Raw genomic sequence first — 20,136 nt, 5'->3', positions numbered from 1 at the left:
TATCTTTTAGTCTTTAAAGATTTTATGTGGTAAGAGGTCGTCAAGTGTTTGTCTTATTTCTTCTTCCCATGTTTTTATCTTTTTGTCTGGTGCGTATGTAGAAACACCGTATTGGAAAAGAGAAGAAGCATCTAAGGGGTTTCTTCTACTTACTTGGAAATTTAATCCTAAACTGGAATTTGCCCTCATTCTTCTTGTTTTTAACACTTCTGGAGATGCTTCTAAAAATAATGTTGCATGGTCAAGGTAAATTTCTCCACCAATAGCATTAATGTATGCGATTGCTAACGGGTGCACTTCATGGAGTCTAAATCTTTCTTCAAATCCTGCTTTATATCCTCCTAATTTTAGATTTGCAGCATTTGTAGAGATAATGCAATTATCCCCTACAAATTGGAAGTTACCTAATACGGGGGCTTCGACAAGTGCTCGTAGATTGTCAACTACTTGTTCTTGCGTATGTATCGCTTGATAAGGTGTGGGAATGATTGCCATGATATTTGAAATCATGTCTTTCTTTAAAAATGTATTGGTAATTTGTCACTCTAGAATGAATACAGTTTTGGTTTATTTTTTTCTTACTGTATTGTTTTGTGTGAATTTTTTCTCATTCTTTTCCCACGTGCTTGTAATGCCGCAATTAATTCGAGTTCTTGTCTGCCTCGTTCAAATCTTTCTTCTGCTTCTGGTGTTAATATCCCATACGTATTAAGTAAGGCTCCTACATATGCAGAGCAAACATCACTCTCAAAGGCTGATGAGGTTATAGTTCCTAACAAATAATCGTGCAGTTCTTGGAATGGACTTTCGCCTACTTCTACTAATTCTGATCCTTTAGGTTGTATGGTTGTAAGAAGAGTCTGTGCTCCTTGAGGAAGAATTCGTTCGAGCTGTTCAATGCAATACACAAAACCACGTCGTTCATAGGAATTTAAAATGAGCTGATTTAATTCGACTGAGATGGGAAAGTTTAATCTTAGACTGGAGATGATTAAGAGTTCTTCGAGTGCTTTTGAGCCGATTGGTTCAAGAGTATGTAGGGCGAATTCTGGGTCAGTTTGTAGTTTGTCAAGAAGGGTTTGATCTGTAAATTGCTGATTATGAATTTGATATCCTGCGTAAATGTCAGTTGGTGTACTGTGTTTGATTTTATACTCTAATGCATGCGTAAATAATTGGATTTCACGGTCTTTCATAATTCTGTCTCTTAAGAGTAGTAATTTTTAAAGATTTCTTTTTTTCCCATAGGTTTTAAGAAGTAGGCATTTCATGTATAATATTGTAGACATATGGATAATAGTATTACTTCTCTGCCTGGCTGGTATTTGCCTGTTGCAGCTGCTCATCCTCGTGGATATCTTTCTTGGGTGAAGAAAATGCTTCCCCCACAGCCTGAATGTGATCTTTCGCAACTCTTACAAGTGCAGATGGAAAACTTTTGTTTTGTTCAAGATAGTATTAGCTTGCGTGAGTATGGTCCAGGTGTTGCACCGTTGTGGGTGGGGATTATATACCAAGGTTGGTTTGGTAGGAATAATGATAATAACCCACGTAAAGGATCTGCACTCATCGCGACGGCGTATCCACTTAAATTATGTTTGTCAGAGCCAAATATTGGTCGGTTTCGAACGTACGAACAGAAAAAGATCTTATTAGGGTTAGAAAAAGTCATTGAAATGTATACAAGATAGTTTGATCTACAAAATTTGTGCTTATTTCTTCTTTTTTCTCTTTTTCAATTCTGCTCGAAATGTTTATAACTATTCTGTTAGAATCACTCTGTATGGCTCACGATAATAATCCTGTACAAAATCATTCACAATCGAATCCTTCTCAATCTATGGATGCTGAACATGCATCAAAGCAACCTGCTGGTCCTCCCAAAGATATTATTCGTGTAAGTGATACTGTGTGGGAAATTCCTATGACTCATAAGAAAGGAATGCGTGTTCCTGCAAGAATCATTGCGAATGAAGAGATTATGAGTAGCATGGATGCGGGTGTGTTTAATCAAGTGACTAATGTTGCGTCTCTTCCAGGTATTGTTAAACATGCGTATTGTATGCCTGACGGTCATTGGGGTTATGGTTTTCCTATCGGTGGCGTTGCTGCGTTTGATATTGAGAATGGTGGTATCATTTCTCCTGGCGGTATTGGTTTTGATATTAACTGTGGAATGCGTTTGATTACAACAAATCTTACGGTTGATCAAGTTAAACCCCGTATTAAAGAACTTGTTGATGCTCTCTATAAAGCAGTTCCTGCTGGTGTAGGGTGTAAAGGGTTTGTTAAAGTTACTAAAGAAGAGTTCAAAGAAGTTATGAAATATGGCGCTCAATGGTGTGTGAAGAATAATTACGCTTGGCCGGAAGATATTGAATTTATTGAAAGTCATGGGCGTATCGAGCATGCTGATCCGGCAAAAGTTACTGATCGTGCGATTAAGCGTGGCTTTGACCAATTAGGAACACTAGGTAGTGGAAATCATTATTTAGAAATTCAAGAAGTACGTGAAGGAAATATTTTTGATCCAGTTACTGCTAAGGCAATGGGTATTGAGAAAGTAGGTCAAATTGTAATTATGGTGCATTGTGGCAGTCGTGGATTTGGTCATCAAATTGGAACTGATTATTTGCGTACTTTCTTAGATGTCATGCCGAAGTATGGTATTGAGATTTTAGATCCTGAACTTGCTTGTGCGCCATTCAAATCGCCTGAAGGGCAAGATTATTATGCAGCTATGGCGTGTGCTGCGAACATGGCATTTGCCAATCGACAAGTTATTACCCACCGTATTCGTGAAGTCTTTGCAAAAGTGTTTGGCAAGTCAGCTCAGGAATTAGGGATGAAATTGATTTATGATGTTGCACACAACATTGCAAAGTTAGAGAAGCATGTAGTTGATGGCAAAGAGAAAACACTTTTGGTGCATCGTAAAGGTGCTACGCGTGCGTTTGGACCTGCTCGTGCTGCTGAATTACCTACTGCGTATCGTCATTGTGGTCAGCCTGTCATTTTAGGTGGATCAATGGAAACAGGTTCGTATTTATTGGCTGGTACTGATAGCGCTGATATGACGTTTGCTTCAACTGCTCATGGTGCTGGACGTACGATGAGCCGTGGTCAAGCCATTCGTGAAATTGATGGAGTCAAATTACAGAAAGATATGGAAATTGCGGGAATTTATGTTCATGCTGTTACGTCAAAGGGTCTCGCTGAAGAGGCTGGTCGCGCGTATAAGAACATTGACGTAGTGGTAGATTCTTTACGAGCTGCGGGAATTACTAAGCCGATTGTGGCATTGAAGCCGATTGGGAATGTGAAAGGGTAGATCTGTATTAACACTATTCTGCATAAATTAATATTTCTGCGAGGTTGGTGATTTTAATATCTCCTATGGGGAACTTTGGTTTGTATGCCAGTGCAAGACCACAGGCTCTAAATAAACATTCGTCTGATTTTCCATCACCCACAGCGATACATTCTTCTGGTTTCACTTCCAATTTTTTCATAAGTTCTTTGGCGGCGTCTTCTTTACAAATGATCCTATCGCAGCACGTTGAATTGTGTTTTGTTTTTGCCGAGATCTCCCCTGTGTATCTTCCTTTTTTATCTAATAGCAGAACTGAACAAATGATATTATCTTCTTTAATCCCTATTTTTTTTGCTATACAATTAACTATGGGAGAAAAAGCTAAAGAAACTATTCCTATCTGGTACTGCCTCTTCTTAAGTCTTTCAACTACTCTGATTATATTGTCATTTAATTTTAGCTTTTCACAAATTATTTCAAGATCTTCTTTTGATTTTCCTTTCATATGCTTAGAAAGGGCGATAGTAATGTCTCGATCTAATATTTTTCCATCTTGGTGCTTTTTGCGTAGTGTTTTCAATTTATTTTCGAAACCTAGTTCTTTTGCTACAATTTCGATGCTACTTTCTGTAATCAGTGTCTTGTCAAAATCAAAGATAACCAATTTATGTTTATTTGCGATAATCCCCAACTCAGATAGGACCGTTTTGATAACCTGTTCTGACATAATCGTTAAATTTTCAATAGGCTGTTTTTTATGAATGAGCTTTCCAATATCTACCTCAGATATTCTTACTCCTTTCTTTACTAGCTGGAGTAGTATTTGAATATCTACTCCCCATTTATCATCAATCTTTAATTCTTTAATTAGTTCTCTTCTCAGGGCAAACTGGCCACTTAAAGGCTGTTTAAAATCAATAAATGGGAATATTACTCTAAATAATGGTTTTACTACTAGTTCGGTGACTCTACCTCTTGCTCGATTAAATGAAGTCTTAACAAAATCAGCTTCATCATTTTCTAACGGATGTAAGATGGATGTAATCTTCTTAACAGAAAGACAAGAAAGATCAGCATCTAAAAATAAAATGATATCTCCTTTACTATGTTCTACTCCTGTTTTGATAGCTGCACCCTTGCCTTTGTTTATTTTATGTCTAAACACTTTCACCCCAGTTGATTGTGCGTATTCATATGTTCTATCTGTAGAACCATCATCGACAACAATGATCTCATCTATGGTTCGTACTTTTTGAACTTTTGTAAGAACACTTACGATGGTGGATTCTTCATTATATGCTGGAATAATACAGGCGATGCTCATGATATTAACCATTATCCAAATCTCTTATAAATTTACCCCTTCTCAGTTATAGGTTCTTAGGTAGGACCACTCTTAGGTTTAGTGTGTGTTGTAAAAATGTTTTAATACTGGTTTTAATTTTGATAAAACAACATCTATATATTCTAATTGTTTATCCTCGTTCTCATGAAACAGTTTCTTCCTATTCTTAAAACTCCAGCTTATCTGTTAGTGTTGTTTCATGCAATTCTTTCAACTTTTTCGTTTTCATTTATTCCAACATTGTTTAAGAATGTGGAAAATCCGGTGTTTTTTCTTCTTACAATGTATGCTGTGTCAACGCTTGCGGGGGTTATCTTTATGCTTCTTGCACGACGTTTTGTGTTACGTCGTTATGTTCGAATTGGTTTGTGGCTTCATGGGCTTAATCTACTTCAAGTGGTGCTACTGCCGCCGCATATTGCGCTGTGGGTTTATAGTGTGGTGTTAGGGTTAATTTTTGTTTGTTATTGGATACCATTTAACACTGTGTTTTATGGTGGGGCACAAAAAAATACGAATGCGAGTTATTCAGCAATTTATTTTGCGAGTTACTCATTAATTGCCATTTTAATTCCTCCTCTTGCGGCGTTTTTGCTGGAGAGAGTGGGATATTTGGCAGTGTTTAGTGTGGTTGCATTATTTTATATTGTTGGCTCTTTTTGGATTACTAAATTTATTCCTGAACAGACTCATACTATTGTTCTACATGATGTTGTTACCAAATTCAAAGGTCTCAAAACTATTTCAATGATGGAGGGGGCAGCGCATTATGCTAAAGGGGTGATTATTCCAGTATATACTTTGATTTACATTACCCGCGAGCAGAATTTTGGTTTTTTCCTGAGTTATGTTGCGTTGATAGCTTTTTTTATTGCGTTGTATTTATGTTATCATTCTGACCGTACACAGCAACGAATGAAATATCTGTTTTTCTTGCTTTTTGGTTTAGCCGGATCATTTGTGGCGTTGGCATTTGTTCATACTCTTACATTTTGGTTAATTGTTGTGGGCGTTCTTACTATTTTTTATGATATTAGTGTGCCATTGCGTCTTGCGGTAAGCATGGATGTTAAGAAGAATGATTTAGATTTCTGGTATTCTCGGGAATTGTTTCTTAACATTGGCAGATCGATTATGTTAGCTGTGGCGGCGGTGTTATTTTACTTTGGTTTTTCTGCTGTAATCTTTGGCTTGTTTGCGGTGATGTTGATGATTTATCCGTTTTTGTTACGGTATAAATTTAAAGAGTTGGTGTAGAATTAGAGATTAAGTAATATTATTAAACCACAAATGTTTACTAAAATTATGAAAAAAGAAGTAGTCTTATTATTCTTAGTCCTTACAGTGTTTATTATTGCTTGTACTTCTCAAGAAGAAAAATCATCTTCAATTGACAATGATGTTGTCTTCAATGATGTTGCTTTTAATGATGAAGAACAAAGTGTTAGAGAAACAGAAAAGAGAGAAAGTAACGAACAAGAGGGAAGTGAAGTCAATAATCCTGAAGAAAGAGAAAACAACGACCTACAAGAAAGTGAAGATAACGAAGAGCAAGAGGATGAACAATCTATCCAAGAACAACATTGGAATCGCGTCTTTGCCAAGGCATTTGAGCCGGTAGATTGTCCTCAACCACGTGATCCTGTAACACTTCCTAATGGGTATTACAAAGGTCCGATGTTTGATGCCCATATCCATATGCAGAGTTTACCAGATGGTGAGCCTGGCATGCCTGCGGACTTTTACACTGGTGAAAATATTGGAACAAAGCGTAGTATTACTCAATGGGTATGTATGTTAGAATACGAAGGTACGCGCGGTGCGTTGGTTTTCTTTCCAGTATGGGAACCAATTATTAAAGAATCACTAGCGGTGGTAAAGCAGACTGTAGAAGGATATCCGCAACTTATTCCATTTATCATGCCACCCGATGATGATGGTAGTGTTGATGGCTTTCCTACTGTTGATGCGCAAGAACTTGAGGAAATGTTGAGTATTGAACCTGGACTTTTCAAGGGATATGGTGAAATCGGTTTGTATGAGCGTCCTGGTGGTGCACCTGCACTCTCGCCTAATTCGGTGAGGTTACAAGAGATTTATCCTGTTGTACGTGAGCATAATCTTGTGGTTTATTTTCATCTGGGTGAAGGACAAGCGGATGCACTTACACAGGCGGCACAAGCAAATCCTGATATCAACTTTATTTTTCATGGGGATCAATTAAAAGACTGTGCAGAATGTGATGGAACACACAAACAAATTGCTGCGATTCTTGAAAAAAATCCAAACGTGTATTATGGTGTGGATGAGTTGTATGGGGGAGATTGGTTACTAAAACCGGGATCAACAAAGGAAGATTTCATAAATCATTTTAAAGACTATGATATACTTTTGGAGAAAGATCTTGCGACGTTTAAACGATTTATTGAATCGCACCAAGATCAAGTGGTATTTGGTACTGATCGCGGAGTTTCTACATCATGGGATCTTGATTTGGAAGTTGCATTGACGCTGAACAATTACACTCGGTATTTTATTGGGCATCTTGATCCGGCGGTACAAGAAAAGATTGCGTATAAGAATGCAGAGAAAATATTTAGTTAGGGTGATTTCATGAGAGAACAACTAAATCAAATCCATGAACGAAATCGTCGTGTTGAAGCAGATAAAGCGTGGGAGACTAGCAAGACACGACGCAGTATTATTGCGGTAATGACATATGCGGTGGTAGTGGTATTTTTGTGGCTGATTGGTGTGTCAAATCCATTTCTGAATGCACTTGTTCCAGTGGTGGGATTTCTTCTCTCTACGTTGACGTTATCGTATTTTAAGAAGAAGTGGGTAGCTCGTTCTTACAAGAAGTAAATTTGGTTCTCTTTTTTTCTCCTAACCCACAAAGGAAATATTTTAATACTCTAATGATGTTATTTCTCTTAAAAAGGGTGATGATCATGAAACGTATTGCTATTGTTATACTTTCTCTTATGTTTTTAGTAGGTATGCTTGTTGCGTGTTCTAATGTCGATGAAGCTGCACAATCTAATGAATCCAATGCTACTGATGTAGTTCCAGAGGTTGTAGAGCAACCAGTAGTACCAGTTGAAGTAAATGATACTCAAGAACAAAATTTAACTGAAGAAAAACCTGTTGCTTGCACAATGGATGCGAAAGTATGCCCTGACGGGTCTTCTGTAGGTAGAATTGCTCCTGATTGCGAATTTGCAGCATGTCCAGAAACACAGATTGCACCCGTTCCTGTAAAAGAAACTGTTTCCTCGAAAAATAAGATTCATGTTGTGGAGTTACGTAATGCCACATTTAGTCCAGAAAAACTGACTATTAAAGTAGGGGATACTGTAACTTGGAAAAATATGCGTTCGGGGTATTATGGTCGCGCGATGATTGTTGGATCAAGACAATGTCGTGAGATTCGTAGCGAGATTTTTGATTCAGGTGAAACATTTTCCTGGACGTTTACTCAACCTAATGATTGTACAATTACTGATGGTTTTATTACCTATACTAAAGCAAGTACTGTTACTATCATAGAATAATTATCGTTAGGTAATCTTTGCAGAACTGAATAAAATACATCTTCGGATCGGTTGAAAATATGAAAATTGGTTTTTTTGCGCTTGAGGCGTGGGAGAAAGAGTTTTTGTTAAAGTCTTTTCCTTCTGCTTCTTGTATTTTCTCAACACAAGAATTAACATCGCGTAATGCTGGAAAATATGCAGATCTTGAAGTAGTAAGTGTTTTTGTTCATTCTAAAGTTGATGAAAAAGTGTTATCATTAATGCCTAAACTGAAATGTGTTGCTACTCGCAGTACTGGTTTTGATCACGTTGATCTAGCGGCATGTACTAAACGGGGCATTGCGGTTTGTAATGTTCCTACGTATGGAGAGAACACTGTTGCTGAGCATACGTTTGCGTTGATTTTGGCATTAAGTCGTAAAATTACAGATTGTATTGCTGCGGCTAAACTAAGTCAGGTAGATTTCAAGCAGTTGCGTGGATTTGATCTTGCTGGTAAAACTCTAGGGGTTGTTGGTTGTGGTAATATTGGTCGGCATGTTGTTCGTATTGCTCGAGGGTTTGAGATGAATGTGATGGTGTTTGATATGCGTCCAGATCCAGTATTTGCCAAAGAGATGGGTTTTAGTTATGTTTCAATGGAGAAGTTAGTTGCGCAGTCGGATATAATTACACTGCATGTTCCTTATAATCCTCATACTCATCATTTGCTCAACAAGAAAATGTTTGGGCTGATGAAAAAGGGATCATATCTGATTAACACGTCACGTGGCGGTATCGTGGATACAGATGCGTTAGTGTGGGCTCTTAAGACCAAACGGCTTGCGGCAGCTGCTCTGGATGTGTTAGAAAATGAATGCGGTCTCTCTGAAGAGCTCTCTCTTTTAAGAAAAAGTGATACGGCTTTGTGTACTATGAAAACTGTTCTTGAGAATCATGTTTTACTCACTATGCCTAACGTGATTATCACTCCTCATAATGCGTTTAATTCGCAGGAAGCTATGCGGCGAATTTTACAGACAACGGTTGAGAATATTCAAGGATTTATGAAGAAAAAGATTGTTAATAAAGTAGGATGAGTTTCTTGATATGATAATATTATATTGATATAACTTAATTGAGACAGTTAAGATCTGTATCTAAGAATAAAACCTAAAAATAAAATGTAATGTTTCCCGTAGAGCAGATTTCTCTAGTTCTGTAAGGGTCTTGGAATGATTCTAATCTATCTTGAAGAAGTGGGTCCATAATTCTTAATTTGTCAGCGTCTTGTGGGATAAAATATCCTTGTTCTGCTCTTCTGTCGACAACCAAATATCCGCTTTGTTGTCCTGGATCTAATTGTTCTCTTTCACCATGCCTACCTTTAATTGTTCCTTGTGTTACAAAGTATATTGCAAGATTATATTCGTGTGGTGGTTGTACATGTGGTCTTTGAGCTAAAGAGGGTTTTGAAAATCCTCTTTGGGGTGGTTGGATTTTGTATTCTAATCTTTCTGTTGTTTCTACAGTTCTGCCTAAAATCTCTGCATTCATATTAAATTCGATACGGCATATACCTTATAATTACTGTGACATATTTAGTCCATACTGGTAATATTTGACAAAAAGTAATGTCTGTTGACAAAAATAAGGTTGTGGAGATTTATCGTAATGTATTTAAAGTTAGAAATAACTCTGTGTCAATTATAAATCAGTGATATATCAGTTATTGAGGTGAATATTATGAAGAAATTATTCTTATTAGTTTTACTTGTGTTAGCTTTATTTGTTTTTGTAGGATGTTCTGGTCAAGAACCTGCTGCTGAGCAACTTGAAATTGTGCAGGATGAGTCTGCTCAAATAGTTGGAGAAGAAACGGGAGAAATACCTATTGATACACAAGGCAATACTGTGCAAGAGGAACAAGCGTTGCCTTCTCAACTACCTTCTCAAAGTGAAACTGTTGAGCAAAAACCGATTCTAGGGGTTAAAGTTGTTGAGGAAACAGTAATTCAACCAACACTAGTTCGTGAATGTGGGGTTCTTGGTGCAGGATCTTATGTTTTAGCCATTGATGTTATGGCTACTGGTCGTGAGTTATCTACTCCTTGTTTAACTCTTTCTTCTGATACTATTCTTGATTGCAACGGGCATCATATTTTTAAGAAAGGTGTAGATGAAGGTCAAGGTATTGCTATTATTGCTCATGATGTTCATGATATTACCATTAAAAATTGCAATATAGAGAACTTTCGCGATGGTATTGATGTAGTGAATGTACGAAATGCGTTGATTCTTTCCAATCATGTTTCCAATCAGAAGCGTGATGGGATTCGTCTCTTTGATGGATCAGAATTACGGGTGGAAAATAACACTCTTCGTAGTAATAGTCAGGCTGGATTTTTTCTCAATACTTCTATGTCTGGTAGAAGTTGGGCAGCCGATGTTTATTTTAACGGTAATGATGCTTGTGGTAATCTTGATCGTGATTATAAATGCCTAGGTAATTTTGTGGTAAGTGGCAGTAGAAATTATTTTGAACGCTTGATGGAATGTCGAGAGAGTAATGCATGGCCAGTTCAAGATAAAAACTATGTTACTTGTCATGACAGAAATTCATTCAAGGATCCCAGTTTGAAAAAGTGGAATTGATTGAATCTGTATTCTGTATACGCTACATTTATTAACTTATTTTTTATTCTTCTTTGTATGGTGAGTGATGTTTTTCGAGCTAAACAGGTTTTTCCGATTGATGTTTCTGGATATAAACGTCTTCGTTTATCGCTTTTACAAAAAGAGCTTACTTCTGTTCAACGAGTTCAACTTACAAAAAATGTGGCAATAGTACGAGATTGCATTGTGTTTATGACTGCATATGCGCATGCTAAAGGTGTTGGTGGGCACACGGGTGGTGCATATGATATTGTTCCTGAAGCATTAATTTTAGATGGATTCATGCAAGGTGAGAAGAAAATTGTTCCTATTTTGTATGATGAAGCCGGTCATCGTGTGGCATTACAATATGTTCTGGCAGCGTTGCATGGTCATATTCCCATTTCGTCATTGTTGTTTTATCGTGATTATAAAAAAGGATTATATGGTCATCCTGAACGTGATGAAAAGCAGGGGATTATGTTTAGTTCGGGAAGACTGGGTCACCTGTGGAGTTTTGTGAATGGCGTTGCGCAGAGAGAGAAAGGCAAAAAAGTTGTTGTGCTAGGAAGTGATGGGTCACAACAAGAGGGAAACGATGCCGAAGCTGCTCGCTATGCGGTTGCTCATAAGTTAGATGTGCTTGTTGTGGTCGATGATAATAATGTGACTATTGAGGGGCATCCGCGTGAATACATGCCGGGATATTCTGTTGCCAAAACATTAGAAGGGCATGGGCTTAGGGTTCATGCAACTACAAAAGATGACTTGAATTCTTTGTTTTCTCTTTTGCGTAAAGCTCTTAGCTCTCAAGGTCCGCAGGCAGTGGTTGTACAAAGTGTTATGGCACGTGGTATTGAAGGTATTGAAGGTCTTACGATTGCACATGATGCGGTTCCTGTTGATGTAGGGGTACGTTATTTAGCAAAGCGAGGGCATGTAGATGCGGCGGAGATGTTAAAGTCTGTTCGTGTTCCAAAATTAGATTCTGTTTTAGTTGGTTCTGGCGATCCGGTTGTAAAGAATCGTTCAGAGTTTGGAAAAGTAGTAGTGGATATTCTTGATCATATGTCTCCAGCTTCTCGAACTAAAAATCTCGTGGTAAGCTGTGATCTTGGTGGCTCAACTGGAATTGATGCAATTGAGAAAAAATATCCTGCTTTGTATCAAAAAGGTGGCGTGATGGAACGCAATAACTTTTCTGTTGCTGCTGGGTTTGGCGCAGTACAAGGTTGTCAGGGAATTGTTGCGACGTTTAGTGTCTTTAGTGAGATGCTTAATTCTGAGATTGCAATGGCACGTCTTAATAATGCGAATGTCTTAGCTCACTTTTCTCATGCTGGTGTGGATGAAATGGCGGATAATACCTGTCATTTTGGCATGAATGTCTTTTTTACGGATAATGGATTTGTTGATGGTGACACAACTCGATTATATTATCCTGCGGATAGTATGCAGTTGCGCTTAATGTTGCAAAAAGTATTTTTTGATGCTGGGTTGCGATTTGTCTTTACTCCGCGGTCTGCAACGCCAACAATCTTTGATACTACTGGCAAACCATTCTTTGGTCGAGGGTACAAGTTTGTGTCTGGTAAAGATGACTTAGTACGTACTGGAAAAGATGGTTATGTTATTGCGTATGGTGAGATGCTCTATCGCTGTCTTGATGCTGTTGAGAGATTAAAGAAAGAGAAAGGGATTAATCTTGGTGTTGTGAATAAATCAACACTTAATGTTATTGATGAAGTGATGATGAAGAAACTGGTGGGCAGTTCTTTTGTGGCAGTCGTTGAAGCGCAGAATGAAAAAACCGGTCTAGGGATACGTTTTGGAACATGGTTGTTAGAGAGAGGGTTTAAAGGTAGGTATGTGCATAAAGGAACAACCAAGAAAGGTTTGGGTGGCGAGAAAGAGCAAATTGGTCATCAAGGGTTAGAGAGTGAGCAGTTGCAGATGTGGTTGAGAAAGGAATTAAATAAATGAATTTTTTTAGTTTGTTGGCAAGAAATTCGTAGGCAAAATGATTAGTTCCAGATACCTAATTGATAATATAGTCATCCACGTAGATCTTGCCGAGTGGCAAGATTGCCGCGGCTGACTATTAGTAAACCAAAGAGGTCGATACGACCTAGTTGGTTTACTATAATAATTCTTAAAAAGAGACAATTTCTTCGTTAGTCTATGGCGATTATTTCAGACTCTTTTAATGTTAGGTTGATTGAGAATCTAGGTTTAAATGATACAAATTGTCCAGTACGCGCCTATAATCAAGGCATTACTTTTGTAGGTCAAAGTATCGACTTTGCTGCTGGTGTTGCTTATGGATGTCAAGTTAAATTGGGAAGGTATGAAGGTCAACTTCTTACTTTAAGTTTTGGTATACAATTAGTTTATCCCGCTTTGCCGCAGCAGAGTAGAATTAGTCAGGATAGTCATCCTTTGGATAATTTTAAACTTGATGAAAGTGGATATGTCGCGTTTCTTGTAGGTGATGTTACTCACCCTAAAATAAATACTATTCTGGCGTATCTTACTGATGAAAAAAATGTCACGTATCGAGTAAGTCCATTAGGTGGTAAGGATATGAGAAGACAGATTGGTGAGGATTTACATCATGCTATAACAGATGGTTTACCAACGCCACTGCTTTGGAGATCTCGGGGTTCAGTTCCAACATTAGAATCAAAACTTACTCGTTTCTGTAAAAATCTTCAAGCTGAAGAAGCGGCGTCAGTATTATAAAATACGACTCTTTTTCTCTATCTATGAATTACGAGAAGGTTATTGCGAGAATTAGTACGTTTGTTTCTGCACAGTATATCGAGGTTACGTCTCGCGGTAATACAGCGATTAAAGCAGCGTTATCTGCATTGCCTAAAGGTTCAACTGTTTTGATTCCATCTGAAGGTGGCTGGTTGACTTACAAGGAATATCCTCTAGAATTAGGTCTCAAGATTGAAGAGGTTAAATGTGTTGATGCAGTTATTGATTTAGAAGATCTCGAGAAGAAGTTGAGGGAAGGTAATGTTTCTGCTTTGCTGTATCATCATTTAGGTGGCTATTTTGCAGCACAGCCGATTCGTGAGATCTATGGGTTGTGTAAACAGTATACATGTATGGTTATTCTGGATGTGTGCGGTTCATTTGGTACGCCGTTGCTTGATCCTCGTTATGCTGATGTCTTGGTAGGCAGTTTTGGTAAATGGAAATTAATTCCTGCACACGGTGGCGGATTTGTTGCGTGTCGGGATAAAGTGTTTTTTGATAATATGGAAATTGAGCCATTTCGTGATGAAGAACAGTTGGGCAGGATTGTGGAAAAGTTTGAAGAACTTGATGATCGAATTATTTTTCTTTTGCGTAAACGTGCGGAGATTGCGCATGGATTAGCTGATCACAAGGTATTATTTCGTGATTCACCCGGTTTTGTTGTTGTGGTTGAGTTTGATTCTGTTGAGCAGAAAGAGGATATTCTTAACTTTTGTAAACGTGAGAAATTGGAATGGACAGAATGTCCACGTTATATTCGTTTGATGCGACCCGCGATTTCAATTGAAGTGAAAAGATTGGAGGGGTAATTGTTTTCTCTTTTTTTAAATTAACTTTTTAAAATATTTCTCATTTGAGACAGAATCTTATGGTTGACATTAAAGACTATTCTGTAGCAGAACACTTAGGTTCTGTTCTTGAACTTATTGCTCAAGTCTATCCTGATTATATTGATCACTCTAGTTTAGATTCTCGTGAGCAAGCAATTGAAGATTTAGGATGTGAATATGGTTCTGTGGCTCTGGTTGGTAGGGACGTTGTAGGGGTTGCTTTTTACGATTCACTTTCTTTTAATCTTGTGCGTTGGCATCATTTAGCTAGGATATTTCATGAGGCTAGTCAAGTTCTGAGGTGGTCAGAGTCGGTTACTGGTTCAAAAGCGATTCTCACATCTGATTATATTCCTGAAGGTTCTGTTCATTTTGTAGAAGCGTATGCTTCTGATCTGTTGCAGGTTGGATTGAAAGGAGGTGAGGGATATGTTTGGAATCTTGCAGTAAGAGAGGATTTTCGTCGACGGGGAATAGCTGAAAGATTGATACAAAAACAACTTCATCGAGCAAAAAATCTAGGTGCGGGTTATGTTTTTACAGATAGTTGGTTACAGGGTGGTTCTGATCGTCTTTTTACTCGTGTGGGATTTGAATCTTTGTATAAAACGGGTACTGATGATCGTACATTTTTGTATATGGGAAAGAGGGTTGATTAGTTTTTGACATGCGCAATTTTTTTTAGGATTATAATTCTGATCGGAATATTTTATGCAGAAGAGTTTATATTATGTTTGGTAACATATTTTTGTGGTGAATAAATAACATGGTTAGTATTGATACTGATGTAGAACAAGTACTTGGTGGTAGACAATTTTTGGTAGTAGGTTCAGCTGATGGTAGATATGATGCTCTTAATGCTCTTGGACATGGTGTTGGACTGAATAGATCCTATGGTTCGTTGAGAGATTTTGTAGGTGCTGCTGGAAATGTTGCGAATGGGTTTGATTTGCGATTGGGTTTAGATGGAAGCAATCTACGGCTTTATGATGGTGATAAACCAACTGGTCTGACAGTAAAACCAATTTATACCCGCATTTGATTTTTTCAAATCCAAAACATTTATATTCCTGTTTTGTTCTTTCTTTTTACATGGCACTTAAAGTTCCCAATTCAACTCAAGATTGTGTTTATTTTACCAACCGTTCTATTGGTGAGGGTAATGTTATTGCGTGGGTCTATAAGAAAAAATGTCCTAAATGTAAAAAAGCACTTATGGGGAAACCAGTTGTTGCAGGGAAGGTTAAAATTCGAGCAAAAGAGTATGAATGTCCTGATTGTAAGTATATGGAGGACAAAACGACTCATGAGAAAACTCTTGTACTTGAAGCTCAATATACCTGTCCTTCTTGTGGTAAAGAGGGTGAATCAACGGGGGAGTACATTCGTAAAAAATTCAAAGGTGTTCCTTCATTTCTTGTTGAGTGTGTTCACTGCAAAGAAAAAATTCCTTTGACAAAGAAATTAAAAGGCGTTTAGATCTTATAAATTTCTCTTTCTCTTTTCATATGATTTGTGTTTGTTTATGTCTGATAATTCCTATATTGCTTCTTATTCTCTTGTGAATATTCTCGTCAGGATGGTTTATAATTGTCTTGATGTTATCTTATTTTTATGAAAGCCGTGTCTTATCAAATTGGAAGTTATTTTTCTGGATCTATGATGGGTTTAATGGCATTGATGCACTAAGTGCGTCTTATTTTATTTCTACAATTAAGAATTAAGATGGGAGGAATTAACAATGACACAAAATGCACGTAAAATTGATTTAAATACAATATTTCCAAGACCAATAAGTAGTCTTACTAATGCGGAAATTGTTGTTCCAGAATGGTCATTTGTTCCAGATCACTGGGTAACAGCACTGCAACGCGGTCTTGATGCTGCTGAACTTACAGGGAACGTACTTGAAGTGGGAGTTGGTGCAGGAACAAATATTATTTATGCTCTTGCAACACGTTATGTACACATTGAAACTCTAAGAGGAACAGATGTAGATGGGAGATTAGTCGATCTTTCTGTTGAGAATGTAGGCAGAGTGCTTAATGGTCACTCAGGCAAGTATCATCCTTATCATGGTGGTCGTGATTTAATTACTGGCGTAGAAGACAAAGTGGATTCCATTTTTGCGTGCATTCCACAAGTTCCAGAAGATCCTACCAAACCAAAAGAAGCGGATAATTTAGCACATCATTTTAAAGAAAGAAGTACTTATTGTGATCCACGTTTGAAAGCGTATGGTCTTCATTTGAATTCTGATTTACTTTATGATGCTGGTAATGGACAAGGAGTATTGAAACGAGGGGGAAAAGTTATCTTGAATCTTGCGGGCAGACCGGGAAAAGATACATTGGTAGATCTATTTAGGGTTAATGGTTATGTTCCACGAATTCTTCATGAAGAAGTAATTCCCCAACATCGTGGGACGTCACTTGCGGGTCTAGCTGTACAGGAAGAGAAAGGTCTTACGTTTGAATTTTATGGCTCTGCTGATGCTATGCAATCACATTTGATACCAGCGAGAGAGGCTGAGAGGCGGCGTGTTGCTGGCGATCCAGTTTTTCATAAAATTTATGTTGTAGGGGGTGTGAGATCATGAGTCTGATCAAAAATAGACTGTCTATTCGTGAACTACTTGATCAAAAAAGAATCCTCTTGCTGGATGGGGCAATGGGCACAGAGTTGCAACGGCGTGGTGTGAAAACAGCTTTGCCCTTATGGTCAGCAAAAGCGTTGATTGAGTGTCCTGATCTGGTTACTGCTATTCATCGAGATTATGTAGATGCAGGAGCAGATATAATCACAGTGAATACATTTCGTACACAACGCATTCCTTTAATGAAGGCTGGATTTGGGGATCAAGTAGGTATTTTGACGAGACTGGCATGTCAATGCGCACATGATGCGTTAGTGGGTGTTTCACGTTCTGTGTTTATTGCTGGATCAATGGCACCTTTAGAGGATTGTTATGAACCAAGTCTGGTTCCTGCAAATGATATACTCTATGAACAACATAAAGAACATGCACTTGCTCTTGTTGAGGGTGGTGTTGATTTTATCATACTGGAGACGTTTAATTGCATTCGGGATGCAGAAATTGCGGCTAGGGTAGTGAGAGAATTAGGTAAAGATTTCATTGTGAGTTTTGTTTGTAATGAGGAGGGTTTATTGAGTGGCGAAAATCTTGCTGAGGCTATCACTCAATTGCTTCGTTTTAATCCAGTTGCTATCGGAATTAATTGTTGTTCTACAGAAGTTATTGAAAAACATCTTAAAACTCTAGGAAGTTTTTCAATTCCAGTTATAGTCTATGCAAATGGTGAAGGACATGCTGATAACAAATATGGGTGGGAATTTGAAGGAGGTGTGGAATTACAACGGTATCTTGATTTTGTTCGACGATCATTAAGTTCTGGTGTGAGAATAATAGGGGGTTGTTGTGGAACAAGTCCAGAGTATATTCGAGAAATAAAAAAATTAATTGACCCAGAGAATGTTGAAATCTTAACCAAAGATTAATAAAACTCATGGCCGTCAACAGCTACATCTTATGTCGTCATCAATAAACTCACCAAAATATTTGGTTACTGCGGCGTTGCCGTATGCCAATGGACCAATTCACATAGGACATTTATTGGAATACGTACAGGCAGATATTTATTCTCGTTTCTTACGGCTTAGTGGGAAAGATGTGCTTTATATCTGTGCTTCAGATATGCATGGCACACCAATTGAAATAAATGCAGCAAAAGCAGGAAAGAAGCCAGAGGATTTTGTGGAACATTTTTGGAAAGATCATCAACATGATTTTGCGTCGTTTGGGATTCATTTTGATAATTATTACAAAACCCACTCGTCTGAGAATAAAGAACTTTCAGAATATTTTTTTACAGAGTTGAAAAAGAAAGATTTGATTTATCTTAAAAATATTCAAGTGATGTATTGTTCCACTTGTGATCGGACTTTGCCGGATCGATTTATCAAAGGAACGTGTCCAAAGTGCAATGCTGTTGATCAGTATGGGGATGTTTGTGAAAAATGTAGTGCAGTTCTCAAAGGCGCAGATTTACTTAATCCCTATTGTACTATTTGTAATGGCAGACCGGTACCAACACAAAAATTACATTATTTTTTCAAGTTAAGTTTGTTTTCTGATCGGTTACTTGCTTGGATTAATGATAATGCTAGTGGTCTCCAACCTGAAGTGGCGAACTGGTTGCGTGAATGGATTACAAATGGGTTAGAAGATTGGTGTATTTCTCGTGATGCACCGTATTTTGGATTTCCGATTCCTGATTCTAAAAAAGAAACAGGTGAAACAAAATATTTCTATGTGTGGTTAGATGCGCCAATAGGATATATCTCTTCAACAAAGAATTATTGTGATAAACAAGGTCTTGATTGGAAAGACTATTGGTACAATGGCAACGTGCAGCATTTCATTGGGAAAGATATCGCGTATTTTCACTTTCTGTTCTGGCCTGCGATGTTGATGGGCGTAGGTGTTCCTATTCCTACACTAACTGTGCATGGATTTATCACCGTGAATGGACAGAAAATGAGCAAGAGTCGAGGTACATTTTTTACGGCAAAACAGTTTTTAGATATTTTTCCTGCGCAAGCATTACGCTTTTATTATGCAAGTCATCTTGATCGTAGTGTCGTAGATGTAGATTTGAATTTTGAAGAGTTTAAGGCGGTTAACAATAATGTATTAATGGCGAACTTGGGGAATTTCTGTTATCGCACGTTGAGTTTTGCGGCAAAGAATTATGGTAAGATTGACTGCGTGTCTGTTAATTCGGAACTTATTTTGAAGTTAAATTTAATGATTGAAGAAGTTAAGGGATATTATGCACAACAGGATTTCAAGAATGCTCTCAAAGCGATTTTGCGGATTTCTGATGTGGGCAATGCGTATTTTCAAGCAGCTGAACCATGGAAGAAATGGAAAGGCGTTGACTCTACTTTGGATAGTAGTATTGCTGCTGCCGTAGGTCTATGTGTTAACATTGCGCGAACGCTTGCAATCATTGTTTCACCGATCTTGCCTGAGTTTAGTCAGAAAATTTATGGGGCATTGGGTGAGAAACAGTTGCATTGGAAAGACATTCGCTTTGATTGGAAAGGAACAGTGGTCGATCCAGGTCATTTAGTGGAGAAGATTGAGAAAGTGCCTGAGCAAAAAATGTTTCCCTATCATCTTGTTTTAGGTCATATTGAAGAAGTTAAAGATCATCCGGGGGCTGAGCATCTCTTCATGCTTAAAGTTAATTTTGGGTCAAAGATAGGAATTCGGCAAGTTCTTACAGCTCTTAAGAAGCAAAAAGCTCGTTCTGAATTTGAGAATCAAACGGTGGCATTCTGCCTGAACTTGAAACCAATGAAGTTACGTGGCGAATTAAGTGAAGGTATGATTGTTGCAGGGGATGATGGCTCAAACATCTGCTTTTTACGAGTTGAAGGTGGAGTCGTGGGGGATGAGTTGGTACCAGAAGGGTTTACTGTTAGTTCTGGGCTGGTTGTACCTGATGATTTCAAGAAAGCACCGATGGTTGTTGAGGGTGGACAGGTTATTTTTGAGGGTAAGAAGGTGGGTTGCTTGAAGGGTTCTGCGTATGTCAAGGGGATTAAAGATGGGTCTGGCGTATTCTAAGCAGTTTCTTCCTCTATTGTGCCATCCAAACCTTTATATATCATCTTCACTTG

Annotated in this window: 21 protein-coding genes; 17 read left to right on the top strand and 4 right to left on the bottom strand. The window is 37.9% G+C overall.

All coding sequences use genetic code 11. From position 1 onward, the window contains the following. Positions 1 to 6: 6 nt before the first annotated feature. The gene (locus HYV86_02120) at positions 7 to 495 is read right to left on the bottom strand and encodes a hypothetical protein (protein MBI2572632.1); all 489 of its coding nucleotides are present in this window, start codon (positions 493 to 495) and stop codon (positions 7 to 9) included. An 83-nt stretch (positions 496 to 578) separates the two neighbouring features. Further along, positions 579 to 1,196, bottom strand: coding sequence for a hypothetical protein (locus tag HYV86_02115; protein MBI2572631.1), 618 nt, complete (start codon positions 1,194 to 1,196; stop codon positions 579 to 581). A 93-nt stretch (positions 1,197 to 1,289) separates the two neighbouring features. On the opposite strand from HYV86_02115, the gene HYV86_02110 reads away from it, so the two are divergent. Together HYV86_02110 and HYV86_02105 are read left to right on the top strand one after the other, a co-directional pair. After that, positions 1,290 to 1,691 carry a hypothetical protein gene (locus tag HYV86_02110; protein MBI2572630.1) on the top strand — a complete coding sequence of 134 codons (402 nt, stop codon included), beginning with the start codon at positions 1,290 to 1,292 and terminating at the stop codon, positions 1,689 to 1,691. A gap of 149 nt (positions 1,692 to 1,840) precedes the next feature. Beyond that, positions 1,841 to 3,331: an RtcB family protein gene (locus tag HYV86_02105; GenBank protein MBI2572629.1), complete on the top strand. Its 1,491-nt coding sequence runs from the start codon at positions 1,841 to 1,843 to the stop codon at positions 3,329 to 3,331. 13 nt (positions 3,332 to 3,344) lie between these two features. On the opposite strand, the gene HYV86_02100 is transcribed toward HYV86_02105, so the two are convergent. Further along, the gene (locus tag HYV86_02100) at positions 3,345 to 4,637 is read right to left on the bottom strand and encodes an HAD-IB family phosphatase (GenBank protein ID MBI2572628.1); all 1,293 of its coding nucleotides are present in this window, start codon (positions 4,635 to 4,637) and stop codon (positions 3,345 to 3,347) included. Between the two features lie 165 nt (positions 4,638 to 4,802). Between HYV86_02100 and HYV86_02095 the strand changes: the two genes are divergently transcribed. The 5 genes from HYV86_02095 to HYV86_02075 all read left to right on the top strand — a co-directional run bounded on the left by HYV86_02095 (position 4,803) and on the right by HYV86_02075 (position 9,273). Then, the gene (locus tag HYV86_02095) at positions 4,803 to 5,915 is read left to right on the top strand and encodes a hypothetical protein (protein ID MBI2572627.1); all 1,113 of its coding nucleotides are present in this window, start codon (positions 4,803 to 4,805) and stop codon (positions 5,913 to 5,915) included. A 48-nt stretch (positions 5,916 to 5,963) separates the two neighbouring features. Next, the gene (locus HYV86_02090; protein MBI2572626.1) at positions 5,964 to 7,262 is read left to right on the top strand and encodes an amidohydrolase family protein; all 1,299 of its coding nucleotides are present in this window, start codon (positions 5,964 to 5,966) and stop codon (positions 7,260 to 7,262) included. Positions 7,263 to 7,271: 9 nt separating this feature from the next. Next, the gene (locus HYV86_02085) at positions 7,272 to 7,523 is read left to right on the top strand and encodes a hypothetical protein (GenBank protein MBI2572625.1); all 252 of its coding nucleotides are present in this window, start codon (positions 7,272 to 7,274) and stop codon (positions 7,521 to 7,523) included. 86 nt (positions 7,524 to 7,609) lie between these two features. Further along, positions 7,610 to 8,212, top strand: a complete 603-nt coding sequence (locus tag HYV86_02080) for a hypothetical protein (GenBank protein MBI2572624.1) — start codon at positions 7,610 to 7,612, stop codon at positions 8,210 to 8,212. A gap of 59 nt (positions 8,213 to 8,271) precedes the next feature. Continuing rightward, positions 8,272 to 9,273, top strand: coding sequence for a hydroxyacid dehydrogenase (locus HYV86_02075; GenBank protein ID MBI2572623.1), 1,002 nt, complete (start codon positions 8,272 to 8,274; stop codon positions 9,271 to 9,273). 73 nt (positions 9,274 to 9,346) lie between these two features. Here HYV86_02075 and HYV86_02070 read toward each other — a convergent pair whose 3' ends face one another. Next, positions 9,347 to 9,730 (bottom strand): hypothetical protein, encoded by a 384-nt coding sequence (locus HYV86_02070; GenBank protein MBI2572622.1) that lies wholly within the window; start codon positions 9,728 to 9,730, stop codon positions 9,347 to 9,349. Between the two features lie 189 nt (positions 9,731 to 9,919). Between HYV86_02070 and HYV86_02065 the strand changes: the two genes are divergently transcribed. The 10 genes from HYV86_02065 (at position 9,920) to metG (ending at position 20,083) form a co-directional block, all read left to right on the top strand. After that, positions 9,920 to 10,828 (top strand): right-handed parallel beta-helix repeat-containing protein, encoded by a 909-nt coding sequence (locus HYV86_02065; GenBank protein MBI2572621.1) that lies wholly within the window; start codon positions 9,920 to 9,922, stop codon positions 10,826 to 10,828. A gap of 57 nt (positions 10,829 to 10,885) precedes the next feature. Then, the gene (locus HYV86_02060; GenBank protein ID MBI2572620.1) at positions 10,886 to 12,811 is read left to right on the top strand and encodes a transketolase; all 1,926 of its coding nucleotides are present in this window, start codon (positions 10,886 to 10,888) and stop codon (positions 12,809 to 12,811) included. A 198-nt stretch (positions 12,812 to 13,009) separates the two neighbouring features. Continuing rightward, positions 13,010 to 13,570, top strand: coding sequence for a hypothetical protein (locus tag HYV86_02055; GenBank protein ID MBI2572619.1), 561 nt, complete (start codon positions 13,010 to 13,012; stop codon positions 13,568 to 13,570). Between the two features lie 23 nt (positions 13,571 to 13,593). After that, positions 13,594 to 14,406, top strand: a complete 813-nt coding sequence (locus HYV86_02050) for a DegT/DnrJ/EryC1/StrS aminotransferase family protein (GenBank protein MBI2572618.1) — start codon at positions 13,594 to 13,596, stop codon at positions 14,404 to 14,406. A 59-nt stretch (positions 14,407 to 14,465) separates the two neighbouring features. After that, the gene (locus tag HYV86_02045; protein ID MBI2572617.1) at positions 14,466 to 15,086 is read left to right on the top strand and encodes a GNAT family N-acetyltransferase; all 621 of its coding nucleotides are present in this window, start codon (positions 14,466 to 14,468) and stop codon (positions 15,084 to 15,086) included. Between the two features lie 107 nt (positions 15,087 to 15,193). After that, positions 15,194 to 15,469 carry a hypothetical protein gene (locus HYV86_02040; protein MBI2572616.1) on the top strand — a complete coding sequence of 92 codons (276 nt, stop codon included), beginning with the start codon at positions 15,194 to 15,196 and terminating at the stop codon, positions 15,467 to 15,469. 50 nt (positions 15,470 to 15,519) lie between these two features. Further along, positions 15,520 to 15,906, top strand: coding sequence for a hypothetical protein (locus HYV86_02035; protein MBI2572615.1), 387 nt, complete (start codon positions 15,520 to 15,522; stop codon positions 15,904 to 15,906). A 262-nt stretch (positions 15,907 to 16,168) separates the two neighbouring features. Beyond that, complete coding sequence (locus tag HYV86_02030) at positions 16,169 to 17,026, top strand: hypothetical protein (GenBank protein ID MBI2572614.1); 858 nt, start codon at positions 16,169 to 16,171, stop codon at positions 17,024 to 17,026. Continuing rightward, positions 17,023 to 17,946, top strand: a complete 924-nt coding sequence (locus tag HYV86_02025) for a homocysteine S-methyltransferase family protein (GenBank protein ID MBI2572613.1) — start codon at positions 17,023 to 17,025, stop codon at positions 17,944 to 17,946. The genes HYV86_02030 and HYV86_02025 overlap by 4 nt, the downstream gene beginning before the upstream one ends. A gap of 31 nt (positions 17,947 to 17,977) precedes the next feature. Beyond that, positions 17,978 to 20,083: a methionine--tRNA ligase gene (gene metG, locus HYV86_02020; GenBank protein MBI2572612.1), complete on the top strand. Its 2,106-nt coding sequence runs from the start codon at positions 17,978 to 17,980 to the stop codon at positions 20,081 to 20,083. Positions 20,084 to 20,136 lie beyond the last annotated feature (53 nt).

The sequence above is a fragment of the Candidatus Woesearchaeota archaeon genome (assembly GCA_016188115.1).
In the GTDB taxonomy this organism is placed as follows: domain Archaea; phylum Nanobdellota; class Nanobdellia; order Woesearchaeales; family GW2011-AR9; genus JACPIK01.
Note: the sequence above shows the minus strand (reverse complement) of the source record. Positions and strands in the feature narration are given on the sequence as shown.